The organism is Intrasporangium sp. (genome assembly GCF_035688975.1).
Taxonomy (GTDB): Bacteria; Actinomycetota; Actinomycetes; order Actinomycetales; family Dermatophilaceae; genus CALMNV01.
Window position 1 is genome coordinate 1 of sequence record NZ_DASSMH010000013.1, and the last position, 22406, is coordinate 22406.

General features: G+C 74.1%; 19 protein-coding genes. 13 read left to right on the forward strand and 6 right to left on the reverse strand.

The window, feature by feature from the left end; genetic code table 11:
• Nucleotides 1-1934 (reverse strand): thioredoxin domain-containing protein (locus VFJ94_RS01280; RefSeq protein WP_325002357.1); only part of this gene is annotated, 1934 nt, incomplete at its 3' end.
• Between the two features lie 119 nt (nucleotides 1935-2053).
• Between VFJ94_RS01280 and VFJ94_RS01285 the strand changes: the two genes are divergently transcribed.
• Complete coding sequence (locus VFJ94_RS01285) at nucleotides 2054-3232, forward strand: Vms1/Ankzf1 family peptidyl-tRNA hydrolase (protein ID WP_325002358.1); 1179 nt, start codon at nucleotides 2054-2056, stop codon at nucleotides 3230-3232.
• Nucleotides 3233-3454: 222 nt separating this feature from the next.
• On the forward strand, nucleotides 3455-4333 hold the full coding sequence (locus tag VFJ94_RS01290) for a phosphotransferase (RefSeq protein ID WP_325002359.1): 879 nt from the start codon (nucleotides 3455-3457) through the stop codon (nucleotides 4331-4333).
• Nucleotides 4334-4535: 202 nt separating this feature from the next.
• Here the strand turns inward: VFJ94_RS01290 and VFJ94_RS01295 are convergent, their stop codons facing one another.
• The 4 genes from VFJ94_RS01295 to VFJ94_RS01310 all read right to left on the reverse strand — a co-directional run bounded on the left by VFJ94_RS01295 (nucleotide 4536) and on the right by VFJ94_RS01310 (nucleotide 8491).
• Nucleotides 4536-5036, reverse strand: a complete 501-nt coding sequence (locus VFJ94_RS01295) for a dual specificity protein phosphatase (RefSeq protein ID WP_325002360.1) — start codon at nucleotides 5034-5036, stop codon at nucleotides 4536-4538.
• A 46-nt stretch (nucleotides 5037-5082) separates the two neighbouring features.
• Nucleotides 5083-6516, reverse strand: coding sequence for an MATE family efflux transporter (locus tag VFJ94_RS01300; protein ID WP_325002361.1), 1434 nt, complete (start codon nucleotides 6514-6516; stop codon nucleotides 5083-5085).
• 117 nt (nucleotides 6517-6633) lie between these two features.
• Nucleotides 6634-7473 carry an aminoglycoside phosphotransferase family protein gene (locus VFJ94_RS01305; RefSeq protein WP_325002375.1) on the reverse strand — a complete coding sequence of 280 codons (840 nt, stop codon included), beginning with the start codon at nucleotides 7471-7473 and terminating at the stop codon, nucleotides 6634-6636.
• An 88-nt stretch (nucleotides 7474-7561) separates the two neighbouring features.
• On the reverse strand, nucleotides 7562-8491 hold the full coding sequence (locus VFJ94_RS01310; protein ID WP_325002362.1) for a hypothetical protein: 930 nt from the start codon (nucleotides 8489-8491) through the stop codon (nucleotides 7562-7564).
• A 115-nt stretch (nucleotides 8492-8606) separates the two neighbouring features.
• On the opposite strand from VFJ94_RS01310, the gene rimP reads away from it, so the two are divergent.
• The 6 genes from rimP to VFJ94_RS01340 all read left to right on the forward strand — a co-directional run bounded on the left by rimP (nucleotide 8607) and on the right by VFJ94_RS01340 (nucleotide 16098).
• Nucleotides 8607-9185, forward strand: coding sequence for a ribosome maturation factor RimP (gene rimP, locus VFJ94_RS01315; protein ID WP_325002363.1), 579 nt, complete (start codon nucleotides 8607-8609; stop codon nucleotides 9183-9185).
• Nucleotides 9185-10204, forward strand: a complete 1020-nt coding sequence (nusA, locus tag VFJ94_RS01320; protein ID WP_325002364.1) for a transcription termination factor NusA — start codon at nucleotides 9185-9187, stop codon at nucleotides 10202-10204. The genes rimP and nusA overlap by 1 nt, the downstream gene beginning before the upstream one ends.
• 48 nt (nucleotides 10205-10252) lie before the next feature.
• Nucleotides 10253-10501: a YlxR family protein gene (locus tag VFJ94_RS01325; RefSeq protein WP_325002365.1), complete on the forward strand. Its 249-nt coding sequence runs from the start codon at nucleotides 10253-10255 to the stop codon at nucleotides 10499-10501.
• 162 nt (nucleotides 10502-10663) lie between these two features.
• Complete coding sequence (gene infB / locus VFJ94_RS01330; RefSeq protein ID WP_325002366.1) at nucleotides 10664-13669, forward strand: translation initiation factor IF-2; 3006 nt, start codon at nucleotides 10664-10666, stop codon at nucleotides 13667-13669.
• 381 nt (nucleotides 13670-14050) lie between these two features.
• A complete protein-coding gene (locus tag VFJ94_RS01335; RefSeq protein ID WP_325002367.1) occupies nucleotides 14051-15322 on the forward strand; it encodes an MFS transporter in 1272 nt (423 codons plus the stop codon).
• Entirely contained in the window at nucleotides 15319-16098 is a 780-nt protein-coding gene (locus VFJ94_RS01340; RefSeq protein WP_325002368.1) for an alpha/beta hydrolase, read from the forward strand. The genes VFJ94_RS01335 and VFJ94_RS01340 overlap by 4 nt, the downstream gene beginning before the upstream one ends.
• Before the next feature lies 1 nt (nucleotide 16099).
• Here the strand turns inward: VFJ94_RS01340 and VFJ94_RS01345 are convergent, their stop codons facing one another.
• A complete protein-coding gene (locus VFJ94_RS01345; RefSeq protein ID WP_325002369.1) occupies nucleotides 16100-16540 on the reverse strand; it encodes a nuclear transport factor 2 family protein in 441 nt (146 codons plus the stop codon).
• A gap of 183 nt (nucleotides 16541-16723) precedes the next feature.
• Here VFJ94_RS01345 and rbfA point away from each other — a divergent pair, with 183 nt between their 5' ends.
• From rbfA to VFJ94_RS01370, 5 genes are all read left to right on the forward strand, one after another.
• Nucleotides 16724-17185: a 30S ribosome-binding factor RbfA gene (gene rbfA / locus VFJ94_RS01350; protein ID WP_325002370.1), complete on the forward strand. Its 462-nt coding sequence runs from the start codon at nucleotides 16724-16726 to the stop codon at nucleotides 17183-17185.
• Entirely contained in the window at nucleotides 17185-18105 is a 921-nt protein-coding gene (gene truB / locus VFJ94_RS01355; protein WP_325002371.1) for a tRNA pseudouridine(55) synthase TruB, read from the forward strand. Before rbfA ends, truB begins: the two co-directional genes overlap by 1 nt.
• 55 nt (nucleotides 18106-18160) lie before the next feature.
• Nucleotides 18161-19117, forward strand: coding sequence for a bifunctional riboflavin kinase/FAD synthetase (locus VFJ94_RS01360; protein WP_325002372.1), 957 nt, complete (start codon nucleotides 18161-18163; stop codon nucleotides 19115-19117).
• Nucleotides 19081-20238, forward strand: coding sequence for a rod shape-determining protein RodA (rodA, locus tag VFJ94_RS01365; protein ID WP_325002373.1), 1158 nt, complete (start codon nucleotides 19081-19083; stop codon nucleotides 20236-20238). The genes VFJ94_RS01360 and rodA overlap by 37 nt, the downstream gene beginning before the upstream one ends.
• 180 nt (nucleotides 20239-20418) lie before the next feature.
• Nucleotides 20419-22281 carry a long-chain fatty acid--CoA ligase gene (locus VFJ94_RS01370; RefSeq protein WP_325002374.1) on the forward strand — a complete coding sequence of 621 codons (1863 nt, stop codon included), beginning with the start codon at nucleotides 20419-20421 and terminating at the stop codon, nucleotides 22279-22281.
• Nucleotides 22282-22406: the final 125 nt, after the last annotated feature.

Consider the following 22406-nt stretch of genomic DNA (forward strand, 5'->3'; position numbering starts at 1 on the left):
GGGGCGTCGCAGACGAAGCCACGGCACACGTATGCCGCGGGGCGCTCTCCGACGAGCGGCCGCTCGGCCAGCAGCGGGATGCCCGGTGCGTCCGGCGGCCCAGCCACCGCCACCATCCCGGGGCTCGGCGATCGGCGCACCGCGGCCAGGAGGGTCTCCGCCTCCGGACCGGACCCCACGACGGCCACCTGGAGCGGGCCCGCCGCGAGGGCCTCGGCCACGGCCAGGGTCCAGCCGGCGAAGCGGGGATCGGACCGCGCCAGCCCGCCAGCGGCCGCGACGGCCGCCCTGCCCGCCTCGAGGTGCCGGGTGGAGCCGGTCAGCGCGCCGTAGGTCACGAGGGCGCCGGCGAGGGCGGACTGACCGGACGGCTCCGCGTTGTCGGCGGCGCTGCGCGGCCTGAGGTAGAGCTGCTCGGCGTCGGCGGCGGTGTCGGCGAAGCCGCCGTCGGGAGCGGCGAAGCGGGCCAGGGCGGTGTCGAGCACCGTGCCCGACTCGGCCAGCCACCGGGGCTCTGCGGTCGCCTGGAAGAGCGCGAGCAGGCCCTCGGCCAGGTTGCCGTGGTCGTCCGCGACCCCGAGGGCCGCACCGACCCGGCCCTGACGCGACGAGCGGCGCAGGCGTCCGTCGACGAGGTGCCGGGTGAGCAGCAGGTCGGCGCACCGGCTGGCCGCCTCGACCCACCCGGGCTCGGCGAGCAGCGCGCCCCCGTCCGCCAGGGCGGCGATGGCGAGGCCGTTCCACGAGGTCACGACCTTGTCGTCACGGCCCGGCTGGGGGCGCCGGTCCCGGACCGCCTTGAGCCGGTCCCTGACCCGGGCCAACCAGGCCGCGTCGGGCGGCTCGCTCGGCAGCTGCAGCGTCGACGATCCGTGCTCGAAGGTGCCCTCCGCGGTCACGGCGAACACCGTGGCGGCCCGCCACCCGTCGTCAGGCCCGAGCGCGTCGGCGAGCTGCTCCGGCGTCCAGACGTAGGTCAGCCCCTCGACGCCGTCGGTGTCGGCGTCGAGCGAGGAGGCGAACCCGCCCTCCGACGTGGCGAGGTCCCGCAGCAGGAACCCGGCGGTCTCCCGGGCCACCCGAAGCGCGAGCGGGTCGCTGGAGCTGCGCCACCAGTGCAGGTAGACCCGCAGGAGCAGCGCGTTGTCGTAGAGCATCTTCTCGAAGTGCGGCACCACCCAGGCGGCGTCGACGGCATACCGGGCGAAGCCTCCGCCGAGCTGGTCGTACATGCCGCTCCGCGCCATCGCCTCGCAGGTGCGCGCGGCCATCGCGCGGGCCGGCTCGTCGCCCGTCCGCGCAGCATGGCGCAGGAGGAACTCGAGGACCATGGACGGTGGAAACTTCGGGGCACCACCGAAACCGCCGTGGCGGCGGTCGAACCCACGCTCCAGCGCGTCGACGGCGGCGCTCAGCTCGTCGGGCCCCACGGCATCGGGCGCCGGCGGGCTGACCGCCTGCGCCAGCGCCGTCGCGATGTGCGTGCCGCTCGCGCGGACCTCCGACTCGCGCGTGCGCCACGCCTCGTCGAGCGCGGCGAGGACCTGCAGGAAGTGGTCCCGCGGGAAGTACGTGCCGCAGAAGAAGGGCTCGCCCTCCGGCGTGAGGAAGACCGTCATCGGCCAGCCGCCGTGCCCGGTCGTCGCGTTGACCGCCGTCATGTAGACGGCGTCGACGTCCGGACGCTCCTCGCGGTCGACCTTGACGGGGACGAAGCGCTCGTTGAGGACTGCAGCTACCTGTGCGTCCTCGAAGGACTCGTGCGCCATCACGTGGCACCAGTGGCACGCGGCATACCCGACCGAGAGCAGGACCGGCACGTTGCGCCGGCCGGCCTCGGCGAAGGCCTCGTCGCCCCACTCCCACCAGTCGACCGGGTTGTCGGCGTGCTGGAGGAGGTAGGGGCTCGTCGCGTGGGCAAGGCGGTTCGGCATACGGCCACTCTCCCTCACCGCCCCGGGAGGCGCGAAGGGTGCGACGGTCCCTGCTTGCACGCGGCAGGCAGGGGTAACACCTCGGAAGAAGCCCACGTCCCCACTGCGAGGTGAACGCCATGCTGCTCCGCCTGCTCGAACCGCTCCGCGACGTCCAACCCCCCTTCGCCACCGTCTGCCTGGACGCCTCGCGGGTCGACCCCGCCAACGAGGACAAGGTGGAGGCCCGGTGGTCCGATCTCGCCCGTCACCTGGAGGCGCGAGGCGCTCCGGCGGAGACGATCGAGGCCCTCTCGGGGCCGGCGCTCGAGCCGACCGGGCACGGTGGTGAGCACACCAGGGTGCTCGTCGCGTCCGGCGACACCGTGGCGCTCGACCTCGTCCTGCCCGGGCGGCCGGCCCGCGAGGAGGCCGGGTTCGGACGGCTGCCGCACCTCATGCCGGTGGCACGGGCGTTGGCCACCGCGGTGCCGCATGTCGTGGCTCGGATCGACAGGTCGGGCGCGGACCTGGAGTTCGTCGGGGCGCTCGGCGACGTCGAGGACGAGGAGGAGGTGACGGGCGGCCACGACGTCATCCACAAGGTGCCGGGAGGAGGCTGGGCCCAGCGACGATATGAGTCGCGGGCCGAGGACTCCTGGGAGCGCAACGCGACGGCGGTCGCCGAGGAGCTCGGGCGGGTCGTCGCCCGGCACCGACCGGAGCTCGTCCTCGTGGCCGGGGACGACAAGGCGGTGGCGGCGCTGGAGGCACACGCGGGACACGAGCTGGCGCAGCGACTCGTCCGGATCGACTCCGGCGGCCGGGGTGCGGGCACGTCCGAGGCCGCCGAACGGGAGGCGATCGAACGCGCGCTCGAGGAGCATCGGCGGACCCAGCGCCAGGCGCTGCTCGACCGGCTGTCCGAGCAGCTGAGTCGCCAGCAGGAGGCGGTGGAGGGGCTCGACGCCGTCGTGGAGGTGCTCCGCCGCGGCCAGGTTGCGGAGCTGCTCCTGTGGGACGACCCGACGGCGACCACGCGCCTGTGGGTCGGGGAGGAGCCGCTGCAGATCGGCCTCAGCCGGCGGGACGCCGGCGCGGCGGGCGCGACGGAACCGGTCGAGGTGCGGGCCGACGCCGCGCTGCTGTGGGGGCTGCTCGGCTCGAGCGCGGGCATCACGGTCCTCGACCGCGACGACCACCCGGTGCGTGACGGCGTGGCCGCGCTGCTGCGGTGGTCCGACGTCGCGACGCCGCACTCCGGGGTGCCCAGCATGCCCGGCCACGGAGAGCCGCCCGGCGCCGCGAACCCCGTGTAGCTCTCCTCGCCCGGCCCGGCCGCGGTCACCCGGTGGCGGTGCTCGCCGGGCGGGGCGGGGCTGGTCGGACACGGCTGCTACGACTGGGCAGATCTGGCGGTCGCCGTTCATGCGTGGTTTGGATGCCGTGCACCGCCGCGTCGTGGTAACTTTCCGCGTCCGACCCGGTCACGGCAGCAGCCCGAAACGTCGCGTGGTGGTACAAGTCCCGCCGGAGCCCCCATGTCCGTGACCCCACTGGCGCCCGCCGCGCCCAGGCCGCTGGCGCTGCCGCTGCCCACCCCCGGATGGGGCGCGGCTGCCGCCGTCATGGCCCTCGACCTCGCCCGGCCGTTCCTGCCCCTCCCACTGCCCGCCGACGTCCACGTCCTCGGCAACCTCACCACGGTGGTCCTGCGCGCCGGGGCGCACGTGGTCAAGGTCTACCCGCCGGGAACGGACCCGAGCCACCTCGACCGCCTCGCCACGGCATTCGCCGGCTCCTCGACCGCCCACGTCCCCGTCCACGGCGCCGTCGCCACCCCGCACGGGGTGGTCACCGTCGCGCCCCGCCTGCGGCGCGTCGCGGGGGTCTCCTGGCGCCGCCTCGGCGCCCTCCTGCGCGACTTCCATGAGCATCACGCGGCGGCCGACCTGCCCGCGTGGACGCCGCTCAGCCGGCTTGCCCCTCAGGTGGTCGGGCTGCCCGACGACGCCGCGGCGGTGCTGCTCCGGGCACGGGACGCGCTCTTGGCGGCGCTGCGTGAGGTGGAATCCGAGCTCGGCGTCGGCACCATCCATGGAGACGTTTCCCCCTCGAACGTGCTGCGCACCGTCCGCCGCCCCTGTCTCATCGACCTCGACTGGGCGGCGGCGGCGCCGCGGGAGTACGACCTGGCGAGCGCATCTCGCCGCTACCGGGCCGGGGAGATCTCACCCCGGGCGTATGCCGGCTTCTGCCGTGCCTACGGCTACGACGTCCTGGGGTGGCCGGGGCTGCCGGTGCTCGACCGGGTGGCTGACCTCGGTGGCGTCGCCTTCCGTCTCTGGGACTGCCGTCACCACGGCCGCGACCTCGACTGGCTCCCTGAGGAGCTCAAGGTCTGGAGCACGCCCCTCTGACGCGCCGGCCCTCGCCCCGACCCCCCGGTTGGTCGAGTGGTCACGTGTGTACAAGCGAGCTGCCCCCCGCGGTCGAGTGGTCAGTTTGGTGCGTGCCTCGAACGTGCGGAAGTGGCCACTCGAGGGGGAGGGCGGTGCGGAAGTGGCCACTCGACGAGGGAGGGCTGTGCGGAAGTGGCCACTCGACCGGGGGGAGTGGGCGTCAGGAGCAGGCGGGCAGGGTCCGCAGCCAGCGCGCGAACGTCTCGTTGTTGACGGCGCGCTCGCGCCGGGCCTGGACGTAGGCAAGGGCCTCGGCGCCGGTCACGCCGAGCAGCTCCCGGACGACGAGGGACACGACCAGGCCCGAACGGTTGCGCCCGAAGGTGCAGTGGACCAGCGCGCGGTGGCCGTCCTCGACGAGGTCAGCCACCAGGCGCGCAAGCCGGAGCGTGACTGCAGGGTCGGGCAGGTCCTCGGCGTCGACGAGCGGACATTTGAGGTAGGTCATGCCCTCGATCTCCTCCGCGGGCGGATAGGCGTCCGGGTCGGCGAGGTCGAGGACGACGTCGATCCCCGTCGCGCGCACCCAGTCGAAGTCCACCGGGCAGCCGCCGTGCCACAGGCGGCCGGGGACCATCTCGGTCGGCGGGTCGGCCGGGTCGACTCCCGGGAGGTCCACGGGATCGGTGGTCCAGTTGAGCGTCGGGGCGGCGTCGGTCACGGGCTCGACGTTACCCTGCACGCCGACGGAGCCAGCCGCTGACGGCTCACACCTGCGCGGGGATCGCGTCCCAGCGCAGCCGCCGGGCCCGCCACGTGAAGACCCCGAGCTTGGCGACCTCTTCGACGACCCGCGCGGCGAAGATGCCGACGTAGCCGAGCGGCGTGTAGAGCCCGAGGAGCAGCGCGAGCGGCAGGCCGACGAGGAACGCGCCCGTGACGTCACCGAGGATGACGCCGCGCACGTCGTTCGCGCTGGGCAGCACGCCCGCGCCGAGGATCATGTTGCGCACCTTCACGACCTGGAAGGCGGCGTTGATGAGGATGCCCACGGCCGCCATCATCCGCACCTGCCTGCCGGCGTCGGCGAAGAGGACGTCGAGCAGCAGGACCGAGGCGGCGAAGAGCAGGCCGAAGCCGACCGCCGTGCCGATGCCCGCTCGCATGAGGCGCCGCGCCCACTCCAGCGCCTCCTCGTGGTCGCCCCGGCCGATGGAGCGACCCACGAGGACCGTCGTCGCGCTCATGAGACCCAGGCTGCCCACGATGAAGACACCCTCGAGCGTGGCGACGATCTGCGCGGCCGCGAGCGCCTCGTCCCCGAGGCGCTGGAAGACGACGTTGTAGAGAAACGTCCCGACGGTCCAGAAGAGCTCGGTCACCCCGAGCGGCAGGGCGAGCACGACGAGCGGCACGACGACGGCCCGCCACTCGCGCGGCCCGCGCGGCAGGCTCCACCCGATGGCGGCGTCCCGACCGTAGGCCTGCCTGAGCAGGATCCCGGCCTTGACCGTCGTCGTGAGCAGGGTCGCCCAGCCAGCGCCGGCGACACCGAGCGCAGGGAGCGGGCCCGAGCCGACGACGAGTCCGTAGGCGAGCACCGAGTTGGCCAGGACGGTGACCATGGTCGCGAGCATCGGCCCGCGCGGTCGGCCGACCGAGCGCAGCACGCCCGACAGGACCGCGGCAACCATCGTCGGCATGGTCGCGAGGACGGTGAGCCGGAAGTACTCGGTCCCTGCCGCCGCGACGCCCGGAGAGGCCCCGACCATCCCGAGCAGCCAGTCGGCCGCGGCATACGGAGGCAGCGACACGATGACGCCGAGGGCGCCCGCGACGACGACGGTCGCCGTCACGGTGCGGTCGACCTCGCCGCGCCGGCCGCCGCCGTGGGACCGGGCGACGAGGATGCTCACCGACGTGCCGAGGCAGCCCAGGGTCACGGCGAGGATGAAGGTGAGGCTGTTGGCGAACCCCACGGCCGCGATCGCCGTCGCACCGAGCGAGCCCACGACGACCTGGCCCACGAAGTTGAGCACGAGCATCAGGACGAACTCGGCGCTCACCGGCACGGCGATGCGCGCGATCTCCCGACGTGGCGACGTCGCGTCCGGTGCATTGTCGTATGCCGAGCCCGAGGCGATGCGGCGGGGCGCCAGACGCCGGGCGCGCAGGCGCTCGGGCATGACGGATCGAGGCATGCGAATGCCTTTCAGCGAGAAGGGGGTGCGCCCAGCCTAGGCCGCTTGTCGGGAGCGGCGAAATCGGTTTTGGGACGCGCGGTCCGGTTCGTCGGGCACCGGGTCGCCGCACCGGGGTCAGTCGTTCATCGCCTTGATAATCATGACGGCGAGGCTCACCCGGTCGCGCGCGGCCTGGTCTGCGGCGAGGTCGAGCGCGTTGTCGGCCTCGCGCACGATCGTCCAGGCGCGGGCACGTCCCTCGTCGATGCCGGCGCGCTCGCAGATGATCGCGAGTCGGCGGCGCAGCGACCACCGGACGGACGAGCCGGTGCCGAGCTCCTCGGGGCGGTTCCACAGCGCCGGCGCGACCTCGAAGGCCGGGTCGCCCGCCATCGGCTTGGGGTCGATGGCGAGCCAGGGGGAGCGGTCGGCGGCGAGGACGTTGCCGTAGTGCAGGTCGGTATGCAGCAGTGCCTCCTCCGGAGACGGCTCGGCCGCGAGCTCGCTCGCGAGCGCGGCCGCCTGGTCGAGGTAGCGGCGGGGGATGACGGCAGGGCCGGCGCGCAGCTCGCGGGCCTGCCGTTCGGCGTATGCCGTGAGTCTCGGCAGCCGCGGGTGGGCCGGTCGGCGCAGCGCGCGCAGAAGGTCGCCGACGACCTCGCAGGCGCTGTCGATGTCGACCTGGCCGAGGTCGCGCTCGTGCAGGCGCTCGAGCAGCAGGGCGAAGCGCCGCGGGTCGGCCCGCAGCAGGCGCACGGCGCCCCGGCCGTCCCAGGCCTGCAGCGCCAGGCTCTCGGCCGCGGCCTCGGGATGCGGCCACGTGACCTTGAGGACCGCCTCCGCCACGGCGTCATCGGCGGCGCGGCCGAGGCCGAGCAGCCGCACCGGGAGGGCGACCGAGCAGGACCCGCCCACGGCCGGGCCGATGGCCTCGAGCTCCCACTCCCGGGTCAGCGCCGCGAGCAGCCCGGGCAGGGCCGCGACCCACTCCTCCCCGGAGACATAGCCGTCGGCGGGGCGCCGGGAGAGGCGGCTCGCGACGTCCGCGGGGACGGCGCCGCGGTCACGACACGGCGCCCGTGGTCGCGCCCGGAAACGGGGTGAGCGGCAGGCCCCAGCCCGTCGCGAGCGCCTGGAGCCGGGCGCTCCACGCGGCGGCCTCGGCGAGGGCCGAGCCGCTGGGGGCCGGGCCGGCCGCCAGGACGGCGGAGGCGATGGCCGAGGCGCACAGGTGCTGCGCGAGCCGTGCCGCCGCCTCCGGGGTCCGGACCGGGAAGGGCAGCGACCAGCCCGGTGCCGAGGTCGAGCCCGGGCCGAGCTCTCGCGCGAGGGCGGCCACGGAGGAGAGGGAGCGCAGGGCCCGGTTGCGCGCCTCGCCCCGCGACTGCGCGGCGACGATCTCGAAGCCGTAGCGCAGCGGGGCCGTGAGGTCGACGAGCGCGGCCCGGGCGGGGCTGGCCTGGGCCGGCATCGGCAGCGGCCGGCCGAGGAGGACCGCACCGGCCAGCTGGGCGCTCGCCGCGGAGGTGAGCACGCTCCGCGTGTCCGGGGTGGCGCCCGCGAGGACGGGCCAGTGGTCGGCGGGGAGCTGGGCCAGCTGCGCCGCGAGCGCCGCGGGGGACCGGGTGGCCGGTGCCGGCGGCGAGGCCGCCTCGATGACCGCGGTCGGGACGCCGCCGTTGGTGAGGCGACCCCGCAGGACGCGCAGCTGGCCCGCTGCCACGGTGGCGACGCGCTGCAGCACCGCGCCGCCAGCGCCACTGCGGGCCAGGGCCGCCGCGTCCTCGGTGATCCGCCGGAGCCGGCCCACGACGTGCACGAGCAGGTCCTCGTCCGGGACCTTGCGCCGGGTCGGTGGGGCAGGTGCGGGCTGCGGCAGGTCGAGGCGCACGCCGCAGCCGGCGAGTGTCGCGAGCCCCACGGCATACGTCAGGGTGAGGACCGCCCGGCGGGACGGGAGCCGGCCCTCGGGGGTGCGGGGCTCGCCGGGCATGCGTTCGAGTCTAGGCAGCCGTCCCGGGAGGGGCGACGGGCCGGGGTCGCCGTTAGAGTGTTGCCACGAGGTGCCCTCGCGCCGACCATTCGAGAAGAGCAGGAGGCGTCGTCCGATGACCACGGCCCAGCAGATCAGGGCGGAGCTCGACCCCGTCCTCTCGCCTCTCGGCCTCATCGTCGAGGACGTCACCATCTCCCCGGCCGGCCGGCGGCGCGTCGTGCGCGTGCTGGTCGACACCGACGTGCGGGGCCTCGACCCGTCCGACACGCGCTCGCAGGTCGCCCCTCTGACGCTCGACGCGGTCGCCGAGGCCACGCGTGCCGTGGACGGCGCGCTCGAGGCGTCCGGGACCCTCGGTGAGGCGCCCTACGTCCTCGAGGTGTCCTCTCCGGGCGTGGGGCGGCCCCTGACGACGCGCGAGCACTTCCGCCGCAACGTCGGGCGCCTGGTGGAGGTCCGCGCCGGCGACGACGTGACGACCGGGCGGGTCCTCGAGGTCGGGCCCACCGCGGTGGTCCTGGCGGTGCCCGCCACGAGGACGTCTCCGGCGCGCACCGTCACCCTCGACCTCGTGACGGCGCAGGGACCGCTCCGGGGCACGGTGCAGGTCGAGTTCGCGCGCGGGGATGCCGGCGATGACCTCGACGACACAGCAGCGGGCGACGCGCTCGAGGCGGAGGAGGAAGACTGATGGACATCGACCTGGCCGCACTGCGAGCCCTCGAACGCGAGCGCGACATCAGCCTCGAGGTGCTCATTCCCGCGATCGAGCAGGCGCTCCTCGTGGCCTACCACCGCACCGAGGGCAGCTACCGGATCGCGCGGGTCGAGCTCGACCGCAAGACCGGGCACGTGGTCGTCTGGGCCCGTGAGGAGGGCGAGCTGCTGCCCGCGGAGGAGGGGGAGCGGCCGCAGCGTGCCGAGCCGGGGCCCGAGTTCGACGACACGCCAGAGGGGTTCGGCCGCATCGCGGCCTCGACGGCCCGGCAGGTCATCGTCCAGCGGCTGCGGGACCTCGAGGACGAGGCGATCCTCGGCGACTTCAAGGGCCGTGAGGGCGACGTCATCTCGGGAGTCGTCCAGCAGAGCCAGGACCCCCGCAACGTCCTCGTCGACTTCGGCTCGGTGGAGGGCATCCTGCCGCTCGCGGAGCAGGTCCCCGGAGAGCGCTACGTCCACGGCGAGCGGCTGCGGTGCTACGTCGTCAGCGTCAAGCGAGGGCCGAAGGGCCCCCAGGTGGGCCTGTCGCGCACGCACCCCAACCTCGTCAAGACCCTGTTCAAGTTCGAGGTGCCCGAGATCGCCGACGGCACGGTCGAGATCGCGGCCCTGGCCCGGGAGGCGGGTCACCGCACGAAGATCGCGGTCCACTCCAAGGTCGCCGGCGTCAACGCCAAGGGCGCGTGCATCGGGCCCATGGGCGCCCGGGTGCGGGCCGTGATGACCGAGCTGCGGGGGGAGAAGATCGACATCGTCGACTACTCCGACGACCCCGCCGCCTTCGTGGCCGCAGCGCTGAGCCCCGCTCGGGTGCAGTCCGTGCAGATCGTCGACCGCGTGGCGCGGACGGCCAGGGTCGTCGTCCCCGACTACCAGCTGAGCCTGGCGATCGGCAAGGAGGGCCAGAACGCGCGGCTCGCCGCGAAGCTGACCGGCTGGCGGATCGACATCCGCGCCGACACCGAGGCCGTGCGGCACGCGGTAGACTGACGTGTGGTCGACCGGACTGGACTCCGCCGCGAGCCGTCCCGCACGTGTGTGGGATGTCGCGCATCGGATAGCTGGTCGGCCCTGCTGCGAGTGGTCGCGGTGACGGACGGGTGCGCACCCATCGCGCTCCGGCCCGACCCGAGACACCGGATGCCGGGTCGGGGTGCGTGGTTGCACCCGACGCCCGGATGCTTCGAGCTGGCAGTGCGCCGCAAGGCGTTCGGGCGGGCCCTGCGGATGCAGGCCGCGCTCGACGTCGGGGCGGTGGCACGGCATCTCGGCGTCCAGCACCCGTAGTGTTACGTGGGCCCTCTCCGGTGCGGGCCGACGATCAGGAGAATCCCACGAACCAAGGCGGGTCGACGCGCTATGAGCTCCCGATGAGTCCTCAGCGATGAGCAAGCCCCAGCAGTAACGAGGTTCGGCCACCCTGTCCGGCCGGACCAAGACAGGAGAGATGTGGCTAAGGTCCGGGTCTACGAGCTCGCAAAGGAGCTCGGAGTCGAGAGCAAGGTGCTGCTGCAGCACCTGAAGAACCAGGGAGAGTTCGTCCGGTCGGCGTCGTCGACGATCGAGGCTCCCGTCGTGCGCAAGATCAAGGAGAACCTTCCCGCCGAGCTGCGCGTGGGCGGCGCCCCCGCTGCTGGCCCTGCGGGCAACGGCGGCGCGACCGGCCCTGCCGCCGGCACCCGGCCCGCCGCGCCCGCGGCGCCGAGGTCCCCCGCCCGCCCCGGGCCCGCCGCGCCAGCGCCTGCGAGGACCGCGTCGCAGGCTTCGGCAGCCGCCGCGGCTCCCGCCGCGCACCCGGCGCCCGCACCGGCTGGCGGGCCTGCCGCCGCCCCGGCACGGACCTCCACGCCGGCCCAGCCGGCCCCGGGCAGCCCCGCCGGCACCCCCCGACCCGGCGCGCCGGCACCCGCCGCACCGACACGGCAGGCCCCGGCCGCTCAAGCCGCCACCGCCGCCCCGACGGCGCCGTCCGGTCCGCGCCCGACCGGGCCTCGTCCCGCGCAGACCTCTCGTGAGGGCGGCCCGCAGGTCCCCGGCGCCCCCACGTCGGCACGCCCGGCCCCGCGGCCGGGAAGCGCCCCGCGGCCCGGCAACAACCCGTTCGCCCCCAGCCAGGGGATGCAGCAGTCACGCGCCCCGCGCCCCGGCGGCGAGGCCGGCCCGCGGCCCGGCAACAACCCGTTCAGCCCGAGCCAGGGCATGCCCCGTCCCCAGCAGCGGCCCGGCGGTCCCCGTCCAGGCGGCCCCCGTCCGGGTGCCCCTGCGGGCGCCCGTCCCGGTGCACCCGGTGCGGGCGCGCCGCGTCCCGGTGGGCCCCGCCCGAGCCCGGGCATGATGCCCGAGCGCAGCACCGTCGCCCGCCCGGGTGCCCGTCCCGGTGGCGGTCCCGGTCGTGGTGGTGCGGGTGCGCCGGCTGGCCGAGGCGGCTTCGGCGGCGGCCCCGGCGGCCCCGGCGGCGCCCGCGGCGGCTTCGGTGGCGGCGGTGGGCCCCGCGGTGGCGGTGGCCCCGGTGGTCGTGGCGGCACTCAGGGCGCCTTCGGTCGCGGTGGCGGGCGCCCGGTCCGCGGACGCAAGTCCAAGCGGGCCAAGCGCCAGGAGTTCGAGCAGATGCAGGCGCCGTCGCTCGGCGGCGTCAGCGTGCCGCGCGGCGACGGCTCGACCGTCGTGCGCGTCCGCCGGGGTGCCTCGCTCACCGACTTCGCCGACAAGATCAACGCCAACCCGGCCTCGCTCGTCACCGTCTTGTTCCACCTCGGTGAGATGGCCACGGCCACCCAGTCGCTCGACGAGGACACCTTCCGCCTGCTCGGCGTCGAGCTCGGCTACGACGTCCAGGTCGTGTCGCCGGAGGACGAGGAGCGCGAGCTGCTCGGCTCCTTCAACATCGACCTCGAGGCCGAGCTCGCCGGTGAGGAGGACGAGGTCCTCGAGGCCCGTCCGCCGGTCGTCACGGTCATGGGTCACGTCGACCACGGAAAGACCAAACTGCTCGACGCCATCCGCTCGGAGCAGGTGGCCGAGGGTGAGGCCGGAGGCATCACCCAGCACATCGGTGCCTACCAGGTCGCCACGACGCACGAGGGCGAGAAGCGTGCCATCACCTTCATCGACACCCCCGGTCACGAGGCCTTCACGGCCATGCGTGCGCGAGGCGCGTCGGTGACGGACATCGCGATCCTCGTCGTGGCCGCGGACGACGGCGTCATGCCGCAGACCATCGAGGCGCTCAACCACGCGCAGGCGGCCGGCGTGCCGATCGTCGTGGCGGTCAACAAGATCGACAAGCCCGATGCCAACCCGGCCAAGATCCGTCAGCAGCTGACCGAGTACAACCTCATCGCCGAGGAGTACGGCGGCGACACGATGTTCGTCGACGTCTCGGCGAAGAACGGCACCAACATCGACGGCCTCCTCGAGGCCGTGCTGCTCACCGCCGACGCCGCGCTCGACCTGCGGGCCAACCCCAACAAGGACGCGCGCGGTGTGGCGATCGAGGCCCACCTGGACAAGGGCCGCGGTCCCGTCGCCACCGTGCTCGTCCAGTCGGGCACCCTGCACGTCGGGGACGCGATCGTCGCGGGCAACGGCCACGGCCGGGTGCGCGCCATGCTCGATGAGCACGGCGACAACGTCACGTCGGCGGGCCCGTCCCGCCCCGTGCTCGTCCTCGGTCTCACGTCGGTGCCGGGCGCAGGGGACACGTTCCTCGTGGCGCCCGACGACCGCACGGCCCGGCAGATCGCCGAGCGTCGCGAGGCGGCGTCCCGTGCGGCGTCGCTGGCCAAGCGCCGCAAGCGCATCTCCCTCGAGGACCTCAACGAGGCCCTCGCGGCCGGCAAGGTCGACACCCTCAACCTCATCCTCAAGGGTGATGTGTCGGGTTCGGTCGAGGCGCTCGAGGACGCGCTGCTCAAGATCGACGTGGGCGACGAGGTCGACCTGCGGATCATCCACCGGGGCGTCGGTGCGATCACGCAGAACGACGTCAACCTCGCCACGGTCGACGACGCGATCATCATCGGGTTCAACGTCCGACCCGCCGAGCGGGTGGCCGAGCTGGCCGACCGTGAGGGCGTGGACATGCGCTTCTACTCGGTGATCTACCAGGCCATCGACGACGTCGAGGCCGCGCTCAAGGGCATGCTCAAGCCGGAGTACGAGGAGGTGCAGCTCGGCACGGCCGAGGTGCGCGAGGTGTTCCGCTCGAGCAAGTTCGGCAACGTCGCAGGCTCGCTCGTGCGCTCCGGCGAGATCCGGCGCGGATCCCGCGCCCGGATCGTGCGTGACGGCACGGTCGTCGGCGAGGCGGAGATCGCCGGTCTGCGCCGCTTCAAGGACGACGTCACCGAGGTCCGCGAGGGCTTCGAGTGCGGCATCAACCTCGGCAGCTTCAACGACCTCCAGGTCGACGACGTCATCGAGACCTTCGAGATGCGCGAGAAGCCGCGCGCCTGAGCAGCGCCACGCCACGACGACGGCGCCGGTCCCCTCCCAGGGGGCCGGCGCCGTCGCCGTGGGTGGCTCAGTACCAGCGTCCCCTTGCGCACGCCACCGCCCCCCTCGTCGAGTGGCCAGTTGTGTACGTGGTGGGTGGTGCGGAATTGGCCACTCGACGTTGGGAGGTGGCGCTCGGGGGCTGCGTTGGGCCGCCGCCCTTGTCGAGTGGCCAGTTGTGCACGCGGTGGGTGGTGCGGAATTGGCCACTCGACGCTGGGAGGTGGCGCTCGGGGGGACTGCGTGGGGCCGCCCCCCTCGTCGAGTGGCCAGCTGTGTACGTGGTGGGTGACACGTGGACGTCGACTGGACGTATGCCGTCACAACCCGCACAGTCGTCAGGTGCCCGCCCCCGCCGAGATGTCCACCATGACCGGATACCGGCCGGGCAGCGCCGCCTACCGACGCGTGGTCGTCGCGCTGTTCGCCGCCGGGGTGGCGACCTTCGCGACCCTCTACAGCACCCAGGCGATCCTGCCCGAGCTCGCGAGCCAGTTCGGCGTCTCGAGCACGGCCAGCACGCTCGCCGTGTCCCTCACCACCCTCGGCCTCGGCGCCGCGCTCCTGGTCACCGGACCGCTCTCGGACGTCAGCGGACGCACTCGGCTCATCCACCTGTCCCTCGCCGCCTCCGCGGTCCTCGCGGCCGGGTGCGCCCTGGCGCCGACGTGGCCGGCGCTGCTGGGGCTGCGGCTGCTCCAGGGAGTCGCCCTGGCCGGGCTCCCCGCGGTGGCGACCGCGTACCTGCGCGAGGAGCTGCACCCCAGCACGCACGCCCGCGCCGCCGGTCTCTACATCGGCGGCACGGCGCTGGGCGGGATGGCCGGTCGCCTCCTGACCGGCGCCGTCGCCGAGGCCTGGGGCTGGCGGTGGGCACTGGCCGCGACTGCCGCCCTGGGCGTGAGCTGCGCGCTCGCGGTGCGCGCGCTGCTGCCGCCCTCCCGGCGCTTCGCGGCCGGACCGGCCGGCGCCCGTGCGTTCCTGCGCACGAGCCTACGGGCGCTGTCGGACCGCGGGCTGCTGGCGCTCTACGGGGTCGGCGGCTGCTCCGCCGGTGCGCTCGTCGCGGTCTTCAACACCTTGGGCTTCCGGCTCGCGGGCGCGCCGTTCCACCTCGGCCTGGGAGCGGCCAGCCTGCTCTTCCTCGTCTACCCGTTGGGCAGCGTCAGCTCCGCCGTGTTCGGGCGGCTCGCCGACACCCACGGGCGGCGCCCGGTGCTGCCACTCGGCTGCCTCCTGGCCGTCACGGGCGCGCTGCTCACGCTGCCGTCATCGCTCCTCGTCGTGGTGACCGGCCTGGCCCTGCTCACCGCAGGTTTCTTCGCAGTCCACGGGGTGGCCAGTGGCTGGGTCCCGGCCCGGGCACACGCCGGTGGAGTCGCGACGGGACAGGCCGCCTCGCTCTACTTGTTCAGCTACTACCTCGGGTCCTCGGTCTTCGGCAGCCTCGCCGGCTTGGCGTGGACGGCATACGGGTGGTCCGGCGTCGTCGGCCTCGCCACGCTGCTGTTGAGCGCCACGGCAGCGCTCGCGCTGCTCCTGCGCAGGACTCCCACCCTGCTCGAGGGGTCCCCAGAGGGGTCCCCAGAGGGGTCCCGAGAGGGGGCCCGATGAGGACGGTGGCGGTGACGGCGGCCGACGGGTTCCGGCTCGCGGCGCAGGTCAGTGGACGCGAGCACGGCTCAGCATTGCTCCTGCTGCCCGGTCAGGCCAACTCGCACCGGTGGTGGACGGGGATGCGCGACGCGTTCGAGGACCGTTTCCGGGTCGTCACGTTCGACTACCGGGGCACGGGCGGCAGCCGTGGCCCGGTGGGTGACTGGTCGACGGCCTCCTTCGCTGCCGACGCCGCGACGGTGCTGGCCGGGCTCGGCGTGCCATCGGCGTCCGTCTACGGCACCTCGATGGGCGGGCGCGTCGCGCAGCGGCTCGCCATCGACCACCCGCGGCTGGTCGACCGGCTCGTGCTCGCGTGCACCTCGCCCGGCGGGCCGCACGCGCTCGAGCGCAGCCCCGAGGTGCGCCGCTCGCTGGCGGACCCGGACGTGGGCCGGCGCCTTCGAGCCCTGCACCGGCTCTTCTACACCGACGCCTGGACTCAGGGACCCCACGACAGCCACCTGCTGGGCGACCCCACCATGACCTCGGACGAGAGCCGCGCTCACCTGCGAGCGAGCGCCCGGCACGACGCCTGGGACGGCCTGCCGGGCATCCTCGCGCCGACCCTGGTGCTCCACGGCACCGACGACCTCATGGTCCCATCCGATAACGCCCACCTGCTCGTCTCCCGCATCCCCGACGCCACCCTGCGCCTTCACCCGCACGGACGTCACGGCTTCTTCGAGGAGTTCGCGGCCGAGCTCACCCCGCTGGTGCGCGACTTCCTCTGAGTCAGAAGGGAGGCAGCTCGCCCTCGCCGGGCGTGACGCGTCGGTCGCGCTCGTCGATGGCCACGTCGTTGATGCTCGCCTCCCGCCGCCGCATGTACCCCAGCTCGTCGAACTCCCACAGCTCGTTGCCGTAGGACCGGTACCACTGCCCGGCCGAGTCGTGCCACTCATACTGGAAGCGCACCGCGATGCGGTTGCCGTCGTGGACCCAGAGGTTCTTGCGCAGCACGTAGTCGAGCTCGCGCTGCCACTTGCGGGTCAGGAACGCCACGACCTCGGCGCGGCCGGTGAAGTGCTCGTCGCGGTTGCGCCACACGGTGTCGGGGCTGTAGGCGCCGGCCACGCGCTCAGGGTCCCGGGTGTTCCAGGCGTCCTCCGCGGCCTGGACCTTGCGCAGGGCGCTCTCCCGGGTGAAGGGCGGGACCGGCTCTCGTGGCTCCATCAGTCGGCCTCGCCGTCGCAGCCACACCGGATGCCTCGAGGGCTGCAACGGCGTGGGAGCACGCTCCTGCTCATCCCCCGAGCCTAGCCCGGCTCGGAGGCGGATGCGCGCTGCCGCGAGCACCCCGGTTAGGGTGAGTGTTCGGCCTCGGCCGACGCCTGCCCACGGAGAAGAGAGGTAGTCATGGCTGACCCCGCCCGCGCCCGCAAGGTCGCCGACCGGATCAAGGTCGTCGTCGCGGAATACCTCGAGTTCCGGCTGAAGGACGACCGGCTCGGCTTCGTCACCATCACCGACGCCCGGGTCACCGGGGACCTGCAGCACGCGTCCGTCTTCTACACCGTCTTCGGCGGCGACGAGGAACGGGCCGCGACGGCCGCCGCGCTCGAGGCGAACAAGGGCCGCATCCGCTCGGCGGTCGGCAAGCAGATCGGCATCCGGCTCACCCCGACGCTCGAGTTCGTCGCGGACGCGCTGCCCGAGGGCGCCGCGCACCTCGAGGACCTCGTCGCGCAGACCCGCGCCCGCGACGCCGAGCTCGCCCGCGCGGCGGCCGGCGCGACCCACGCCGGCGAGCCGGATCCCTACAGGAAGCCTGTGGACCGCTTCGACAGCGAGGACGCCGCGCCCGACGACGACGCCTGATGGTCGACGGCCTGCTCATCGTCGACAAGCCGGCGGGGTGGACGAGCCACGACGTCGTGGCTCGCGTGCGCCGACTCTGCGGCACGCGCCGCGTGGGGCACGCCGGCACCCTCGACCCCATGGCGACCGGAGTGCTCGTCCTCGGCGTCGACAAGGGCACGAAGCTGCTCACCTTCCTCGTCGGAAGTGACAAGGCGTATGCCGCCACCATCCGGCTCGGGCAGGCCACGGTGACCGACGATGCCGAGGGGGAGGCGACCGACACGCTGGGCGTCTCCGACACGGCCGCCCTCCGGGCTCGTCTGCCGACCGCGGTCGGGCGGCTGACCGGGGACATCGAGCAGGTGCCGAGCTCGGTGAGCGCGATCAAGGTCGAGGGCGTGCGCTCCTACACCAGGGTCCGTCGGGGTGACGACGTCGACCTGCCGGCGCGCCCCGTGCGGGTGGGTCGGTTCGACGTCCGCGCCGTCCGGCCTGCCACGGTGGCGCTCGACGACGCGCGGCAGGTGGGCGTGCTCGACGTCGACGTCGAGGTAGAGGTCTCCTCGGGCACCTATGTCCGGGCTCTGGCACGGGACCTCGGGGCGGCGCTCGGCGTCGGGGGCCACCTCACCGCGCTGCGTCGCACCCGCGTCGGCCGCTTCGGCCTCGACGACGCGGTGGCGCTGGGCGTGCTCGAGGCGCAGGCGGCCGAGGGCGGCATACCGCTCCTGCCCCTGGCGCTGGCCGCGCGCGCCTTCCTGCCCGTGCACGACGTCACCGCGGAGGAGGCCTGGCGGCTGTCGCACGGCGGCCGGGTGCCGAGCGCTGAGGTGCGCGCCCCCGCCGTGGCGGCCATCGACCCTGCGGGCGGGCTCGTCGCGGTCCTCGACGAGTCGGGGCCCACAGCCCGCCCCAGAGTCGTCTTCGGTGCGCGCTGACCTGCCCCGCGGGACGGGGCCGGGGCCGGCCCCGGCGCCGACTACAGTGGGCGCCGTGCAGCGCTGGTTCGGTTTGGACGACGTGCCCGACGACCTCGGGCCCACGGTCGCCACGCTCGGCAACTTCGACGGCGTCCATCGCGGCCACCGCGTCGTGCTCACGCGGGTCGTGCGCGAGGCCCGCGACCGGCGCGCCACGCCTGTGGCGGTCACCTTCGAGCCGCACCCCATCGCGGTGCTCTTCCCCGAGCGGGCGCCGGCACTGATCACCTCGCTGGGGCAGCGCCTCGACGAGCTGGCGGCGCTCGGGCTCGCCGTGCTCGTCATCGAGTTCACGCGGGAGTACGCCCAGCTGACGCCCGAGGAGTTCGTCCAGAGCACCTTCGTCGAGGGACTGCACGCCGAGGCGGTCGTCGTCGGCAAGGACACGAGGTTCGGGGTGCGCAACTCCGGCGACGTCGAGACCCTACGTCGGCTGGGGGTGCGGCACGGGTTCGACGTCATCGCGCTCGACGACATCGGCGAGGGTGCCCGCTGGTCCTCGACCCAGCTGCGCGCGGAGCTGCTGGCCGGCAACGTCTCGCACGCCGCCGAGATCCTCGGCCGGCCGCACCGCGTGACCGGGACCGTCGTCCACGGGGACCACCGCGGCCGCGCACTCGGCTACCCGACCGCCAACCTCAGCCAGGACCACGAGGGACTCGTGCCGGCGGACGGCGTGTATGCCGGGTGGCTGGTCCGGCTGGACCTGCCGGCGGAGCAGCCGGACCGGACGCTGCCTGCCGCCGTCTCGGTCGGCACCAACCCGACCTTCGACGGACACCAGCGGCGCGTGGAGGCCTACGTCCTCGACCGCACCGACCTCGACCTCTACGGCGAACGGGTCTCCGTGGAGTTCGTCGCCAGGCTGCGGGAGACGCTGCGCTTCGACGGTGTCGAGGCCCTCGTCGACCAGATGGAACAGGACGTCGCGCGGTGCCGGGAGATCCTCTCCGCGATCGTCCCGGGCTGAGTCGTCCCGGGCTGAGTCGTCCCGGGCTGAGGCGGGCTTGGCTGCGCGCCGACCTCGGCCTCTTCATCGGCGCCGGCGGACTGTCGCTCGTCGGCGTGCTCCTCGTCTGGTCGTCCACCCGCGCCGACCACGGCTCGGCCCTCGCCGTCAAGCAGCTCGTGAGCGTCGTCATGGGCCTCGCGGCTGCGCTCGTCGTGGTCCGCCTCGACGTGCGGGTCCTGCGCGCGCTCGCCCCCGTCGTCTCCGTCGTGTCGGCCCTCGGCCTGCTCGCGGTGCTTTCCCCGCTCGGCACGACGGTCAACGGCTCGCGGTCGTGGATCCGGCTGCCGGGGGGCTTCACGCTGCAGCCGTCGGAGCTGGCCAAGGTGGCCCTGGCCCTCGGGCTCGCGATGGTCCTGGCCGACCGGTCCGACCGCGGGCAGCCGCAGGGCACTCGGGACGTGCTCCTCGCCTGGCTCGTCGCGTCCGTGCCGATCGGCCTCGTGCTCCTGCAGCCCGACCTCGGCTCCGCCGTCGTGCTCGTCGCCATGGCGGTCGTCGTCGTCGCCTCCGCCGGTGCGCCGCGGCGCTTCACGGCCGGGGTCGTCGCGGTCGGCCTGGCGGGGCTGGTGGCGGCGTTCACGACGCCGGTGCTGAGCGGCTACCAGCGGGCCCGGCTGCTCGCCTTCCTCGACCCCGACCTCGACCCGCAGGGCATCGGCTACCAGACCCGGCAGGTCCGCATCGCCATCGGCTCGGGCGGACTCGACGGCCAGGGCCTGTTCGCCGGACGTCAGACGCAAGGCGGGTTCATCCCCTTCCAGGAGACCGACTTCGTCTTCTCCGTGGCGGGGGAGGAGCTCGGCTTCCTCGGCGCGGCCGGCCTCGTGCTGCTCGTCGGGTTCCTCGTCGTGCGCGCCCTTCTCGTGGCCCGCGGCGCCGACGCCTTCGGGCGGCTCGTCGTCGTCGCCGTCGCCGTGTGGTTCGGCGTGCAGGCCTTCGAGAACATCGGCATGAACCTCGGGCTCATGCCGGTGACCGGTCTGCCGCTGCCCTTCGTCTCCTACGGTGGCTCCTCGATGGTCGCCGCCTGGATCGCCGTCGGCCTCGTGGGCAACGTCGCCGCCGCCCGGCGTCGCTGACCACGTTTCCCCCCCGCGTCGCCCCTCGTATGCCGGCGGGCCGGCTGGGCGGCATACGTCCGCTTCGCAACGAAGCGGTCTCGGCACGCCGTGAGGGCGTGACGGGCGGCCGGGTCCCTTGACATCATCCGGCCCAGAGGGGGCCCGCGCCGGGGCCACCCGGGTGCCGAAGGAGCCACCATGCCACGCAGATCTGCCGCCGACGAGGTCGTCGACCGGGCCATGCTCGAGCACCGGCCGCCGAGCGTCGGGGCGCTGTTCCGGCGCAGGGTCCGCGCGACCCCGGACCAGCCGGCATACCAGTACTTCACCGCCGACCGCGATGAGCTCGTCACGCTGACCTGGGCCGAGACCGACGCCATCGTGCGGCAGTGGGCGGCGGGGCTCGCCAGCCTCGGCCTCGGCATCGAGGACCGGGCCGCGATCGCGTCGACGACGCGCATCGAGTGGATCCTCGCCGACCTCGCCATCGTGTGCGCCGGCGGCGCGACCACCACCGTCTACCCCACGACGATCGCCTCCGACGTCGCCTACATCCTCGCCGACTCCGGCAGCAGCGTCGTCTTCGCCGAGGACGACGCGCAGGTGGCCAAGCTGCGGGCGGCCCGTGACGACCTGCCCGCCCTGCGCCAGGTCGTCACGTTCACGGGCGCCCCGAGCGAGGACGGCTGGGTCATCACCACGGACGAGCTCGCCGCGCGGGGGCGGGAGGTGCTCGCCACCGCCCCCGGCCTCGTCGACGAGCGCATCGACGCCGTCGGCCCCGACCACCTCGCCACGCTCATCTACACCTCGGGCACGACCGGCCGCCCCAAGGGGGTGCGCCTCGCCCAGGACAGCGTCGTCTACGAGGGCGCGGTCATCCAGGCGATCGGCGTGCTCGGGCCCGACGACCTGCAGTTCCTGTGGCTGCCGCTGTCGCACGTCTTCGGCAAGATGCTCGTCGCGACCGGGCTGCACTGCGGGTTCGCGACCGCCGTGGACGGCCGGATCGAGCGCATCGTCGACACCATGGGCATCGTGCGTCCGACCTTCATGGCAGGCCCGCCCCGGGTCTTCGAGAAGGCGCGCAGCCGGATCGCCCTGGCGCTCGAGGAGAAGACGGGCCTGGGGCGTCGGCTCGTCGACTGGGCGCTCGCGGTTGGCGCACGCGTGCGGGACCTCCGCGAGGAGGGGGAGCAGCCCTCGGCCGCCCTCGCGCTCGCGCACCGGGTCGCGACCGCCCTCGTGCTCTCCAAGGTGCAGGCCCGCTTCGGCGGCCGGATCCGCTTCCTCATCAGCGGCTCCGCCCCGCTGGGCCCGGAGGTGGCGCGCTGGTTCGGGGCCGTCGGCCTGCTCGTGCTCGAGGGCTACGGGCTGACCGAGACCTCGTCGGGCACGACCGTCAACCGGCCCACGCCAGGGGCCCATCGCTTCGGCTCGGTCGGCTGGCCGCTGCCGGAGACGAGGGTGCGGATCGACGATGAGGACGGTGAGATCCTCGTCCAGGGGCCGGGCGTGATGCGCGGCTACCACAACGACCCCGAGGCCACCGCCGCGGTGCTCACGCCGGACGGGTGGTTCCGGACCGGGGACATCGGCCGCATCGACGAGCGCGGGTTCCTCTACGTCACGGACCGGAAGAAGGACCTGTTCAAGACCTCTGGTGGGAAATACGTCGCCCCGGCGAGCATCGAGGCCCGGTTCAAGGCCCTGTGCCCCTACGTGAGCCAGTTCCTCGTCCACGGGGCCGGGCACCACTACGCGACCGCCCTCGTGACCCTCGACCCCGACGCCGTCGCGTCGTGGGCTGCCGGGGTCGGCCTCGGTGGCAAGTCGTATGCCGACATCGTGGGCTCCGAGGACGCCCGTCGGCTCGTGCAGGGTTACGTCGACCGGCTCAACGCCGAGCTCAACCGCTGGGAGACGATCAAGGACTTCGTCCTGCTCGACCACGACCTCACGGTGGAGCAGGGCGACCTCACGCCGAGCATGAAGCTGCGCCGGCGCGCCGTCGAGGCCAAGTACCGCGAGCAGCTCGATGCCCTCTACCGCGAGGACTGACCCCACGCTCGACGGTGCGTAAGTGGCCACTCGACGGGGGGGGGTGGGGGGTGGGGGCCGGTCCCGGGCCCGGCCGGGCCACGCCGTGGTCGCGTGGCCAGTTGTGCGCGGTGGTCCCGGGCCCG

Coding starts and splice junctions, on each gene's coding strand:
- VFJ94_RS01285 (WP_325002358.1), top strand. CDS start 2,054: ATGCTGCTCCGCCTGCTCGAACCGCTCCGCGACGTCCAACCCCCCTTC.
- VFJ94_RS01290 (WP_325002359.1), top strand. CDS start 3,455: ATGTCCGTGACCCCACTGGCGCCCGCCGCGCCCAGGCCGCTGGCGCTG.
- VFJ94_RS01300 (WP_325002361.1), bottom strand. CDS start 6,516: ATGCCTCGATCCGTCATGCCCGAGCGCCTGCGCGCCCGGCGTCTGGCG.
- VFJ94_RS01310 (WP_325002362.1), bottom strand. CDS start 8,491: ATGCCCGGCGAGCCCCGCACCCCCGAGGGCCGGCTCCCGTCCCGCCGG.
- rimP (WP_325002363.1), top strand. CDS start 8,607: ATGACCACGGCCCAGCAGATCAGGGCGGAGCTCGACCCCGTCCTCTCG.
- nusA (WP_325002364.1), top strand. CDS start 9,185: ATGGACATCGACCTGGCCGCACTGCGAGCCCTCGAACGCGAGCGCGAC.
- VFJ94_RS01340 (WP_325002368.1), top strand. CDS start 15,319: ATGAGGACGGTGGCGGTGACGGCGGCCGACGGGTTCCGGCTCGCGGCG.
- VFJ94_RS01345 (WP_325002369.1), bottom strand. CDS start 16,540: ATGGAGCCACGAGAGCCGGTCCCGCCCTTCACCCGGGAGAGCGCCCTG.
- rbfA (WP_325002370.1), top strand. CDS start 16,724: ATGGCTGACCCCGCCCGCGCCCGCAAGGTCGCCGACCGGATCAAGGTC.
- truB (WP_325002371.1), top strand. CDS start 17,185: ATGGTCGACGGCCTGCTCATCGTCGACAAGCCGGCGGGGTGGACGAGC.
- VFJ94_RS01370 (WP_325002374.1), top strand. CDS start 20,419: ATGCCACGCAGATCTGCCGCCGACGAGGTCGTCGACCGGGCCATGCTC.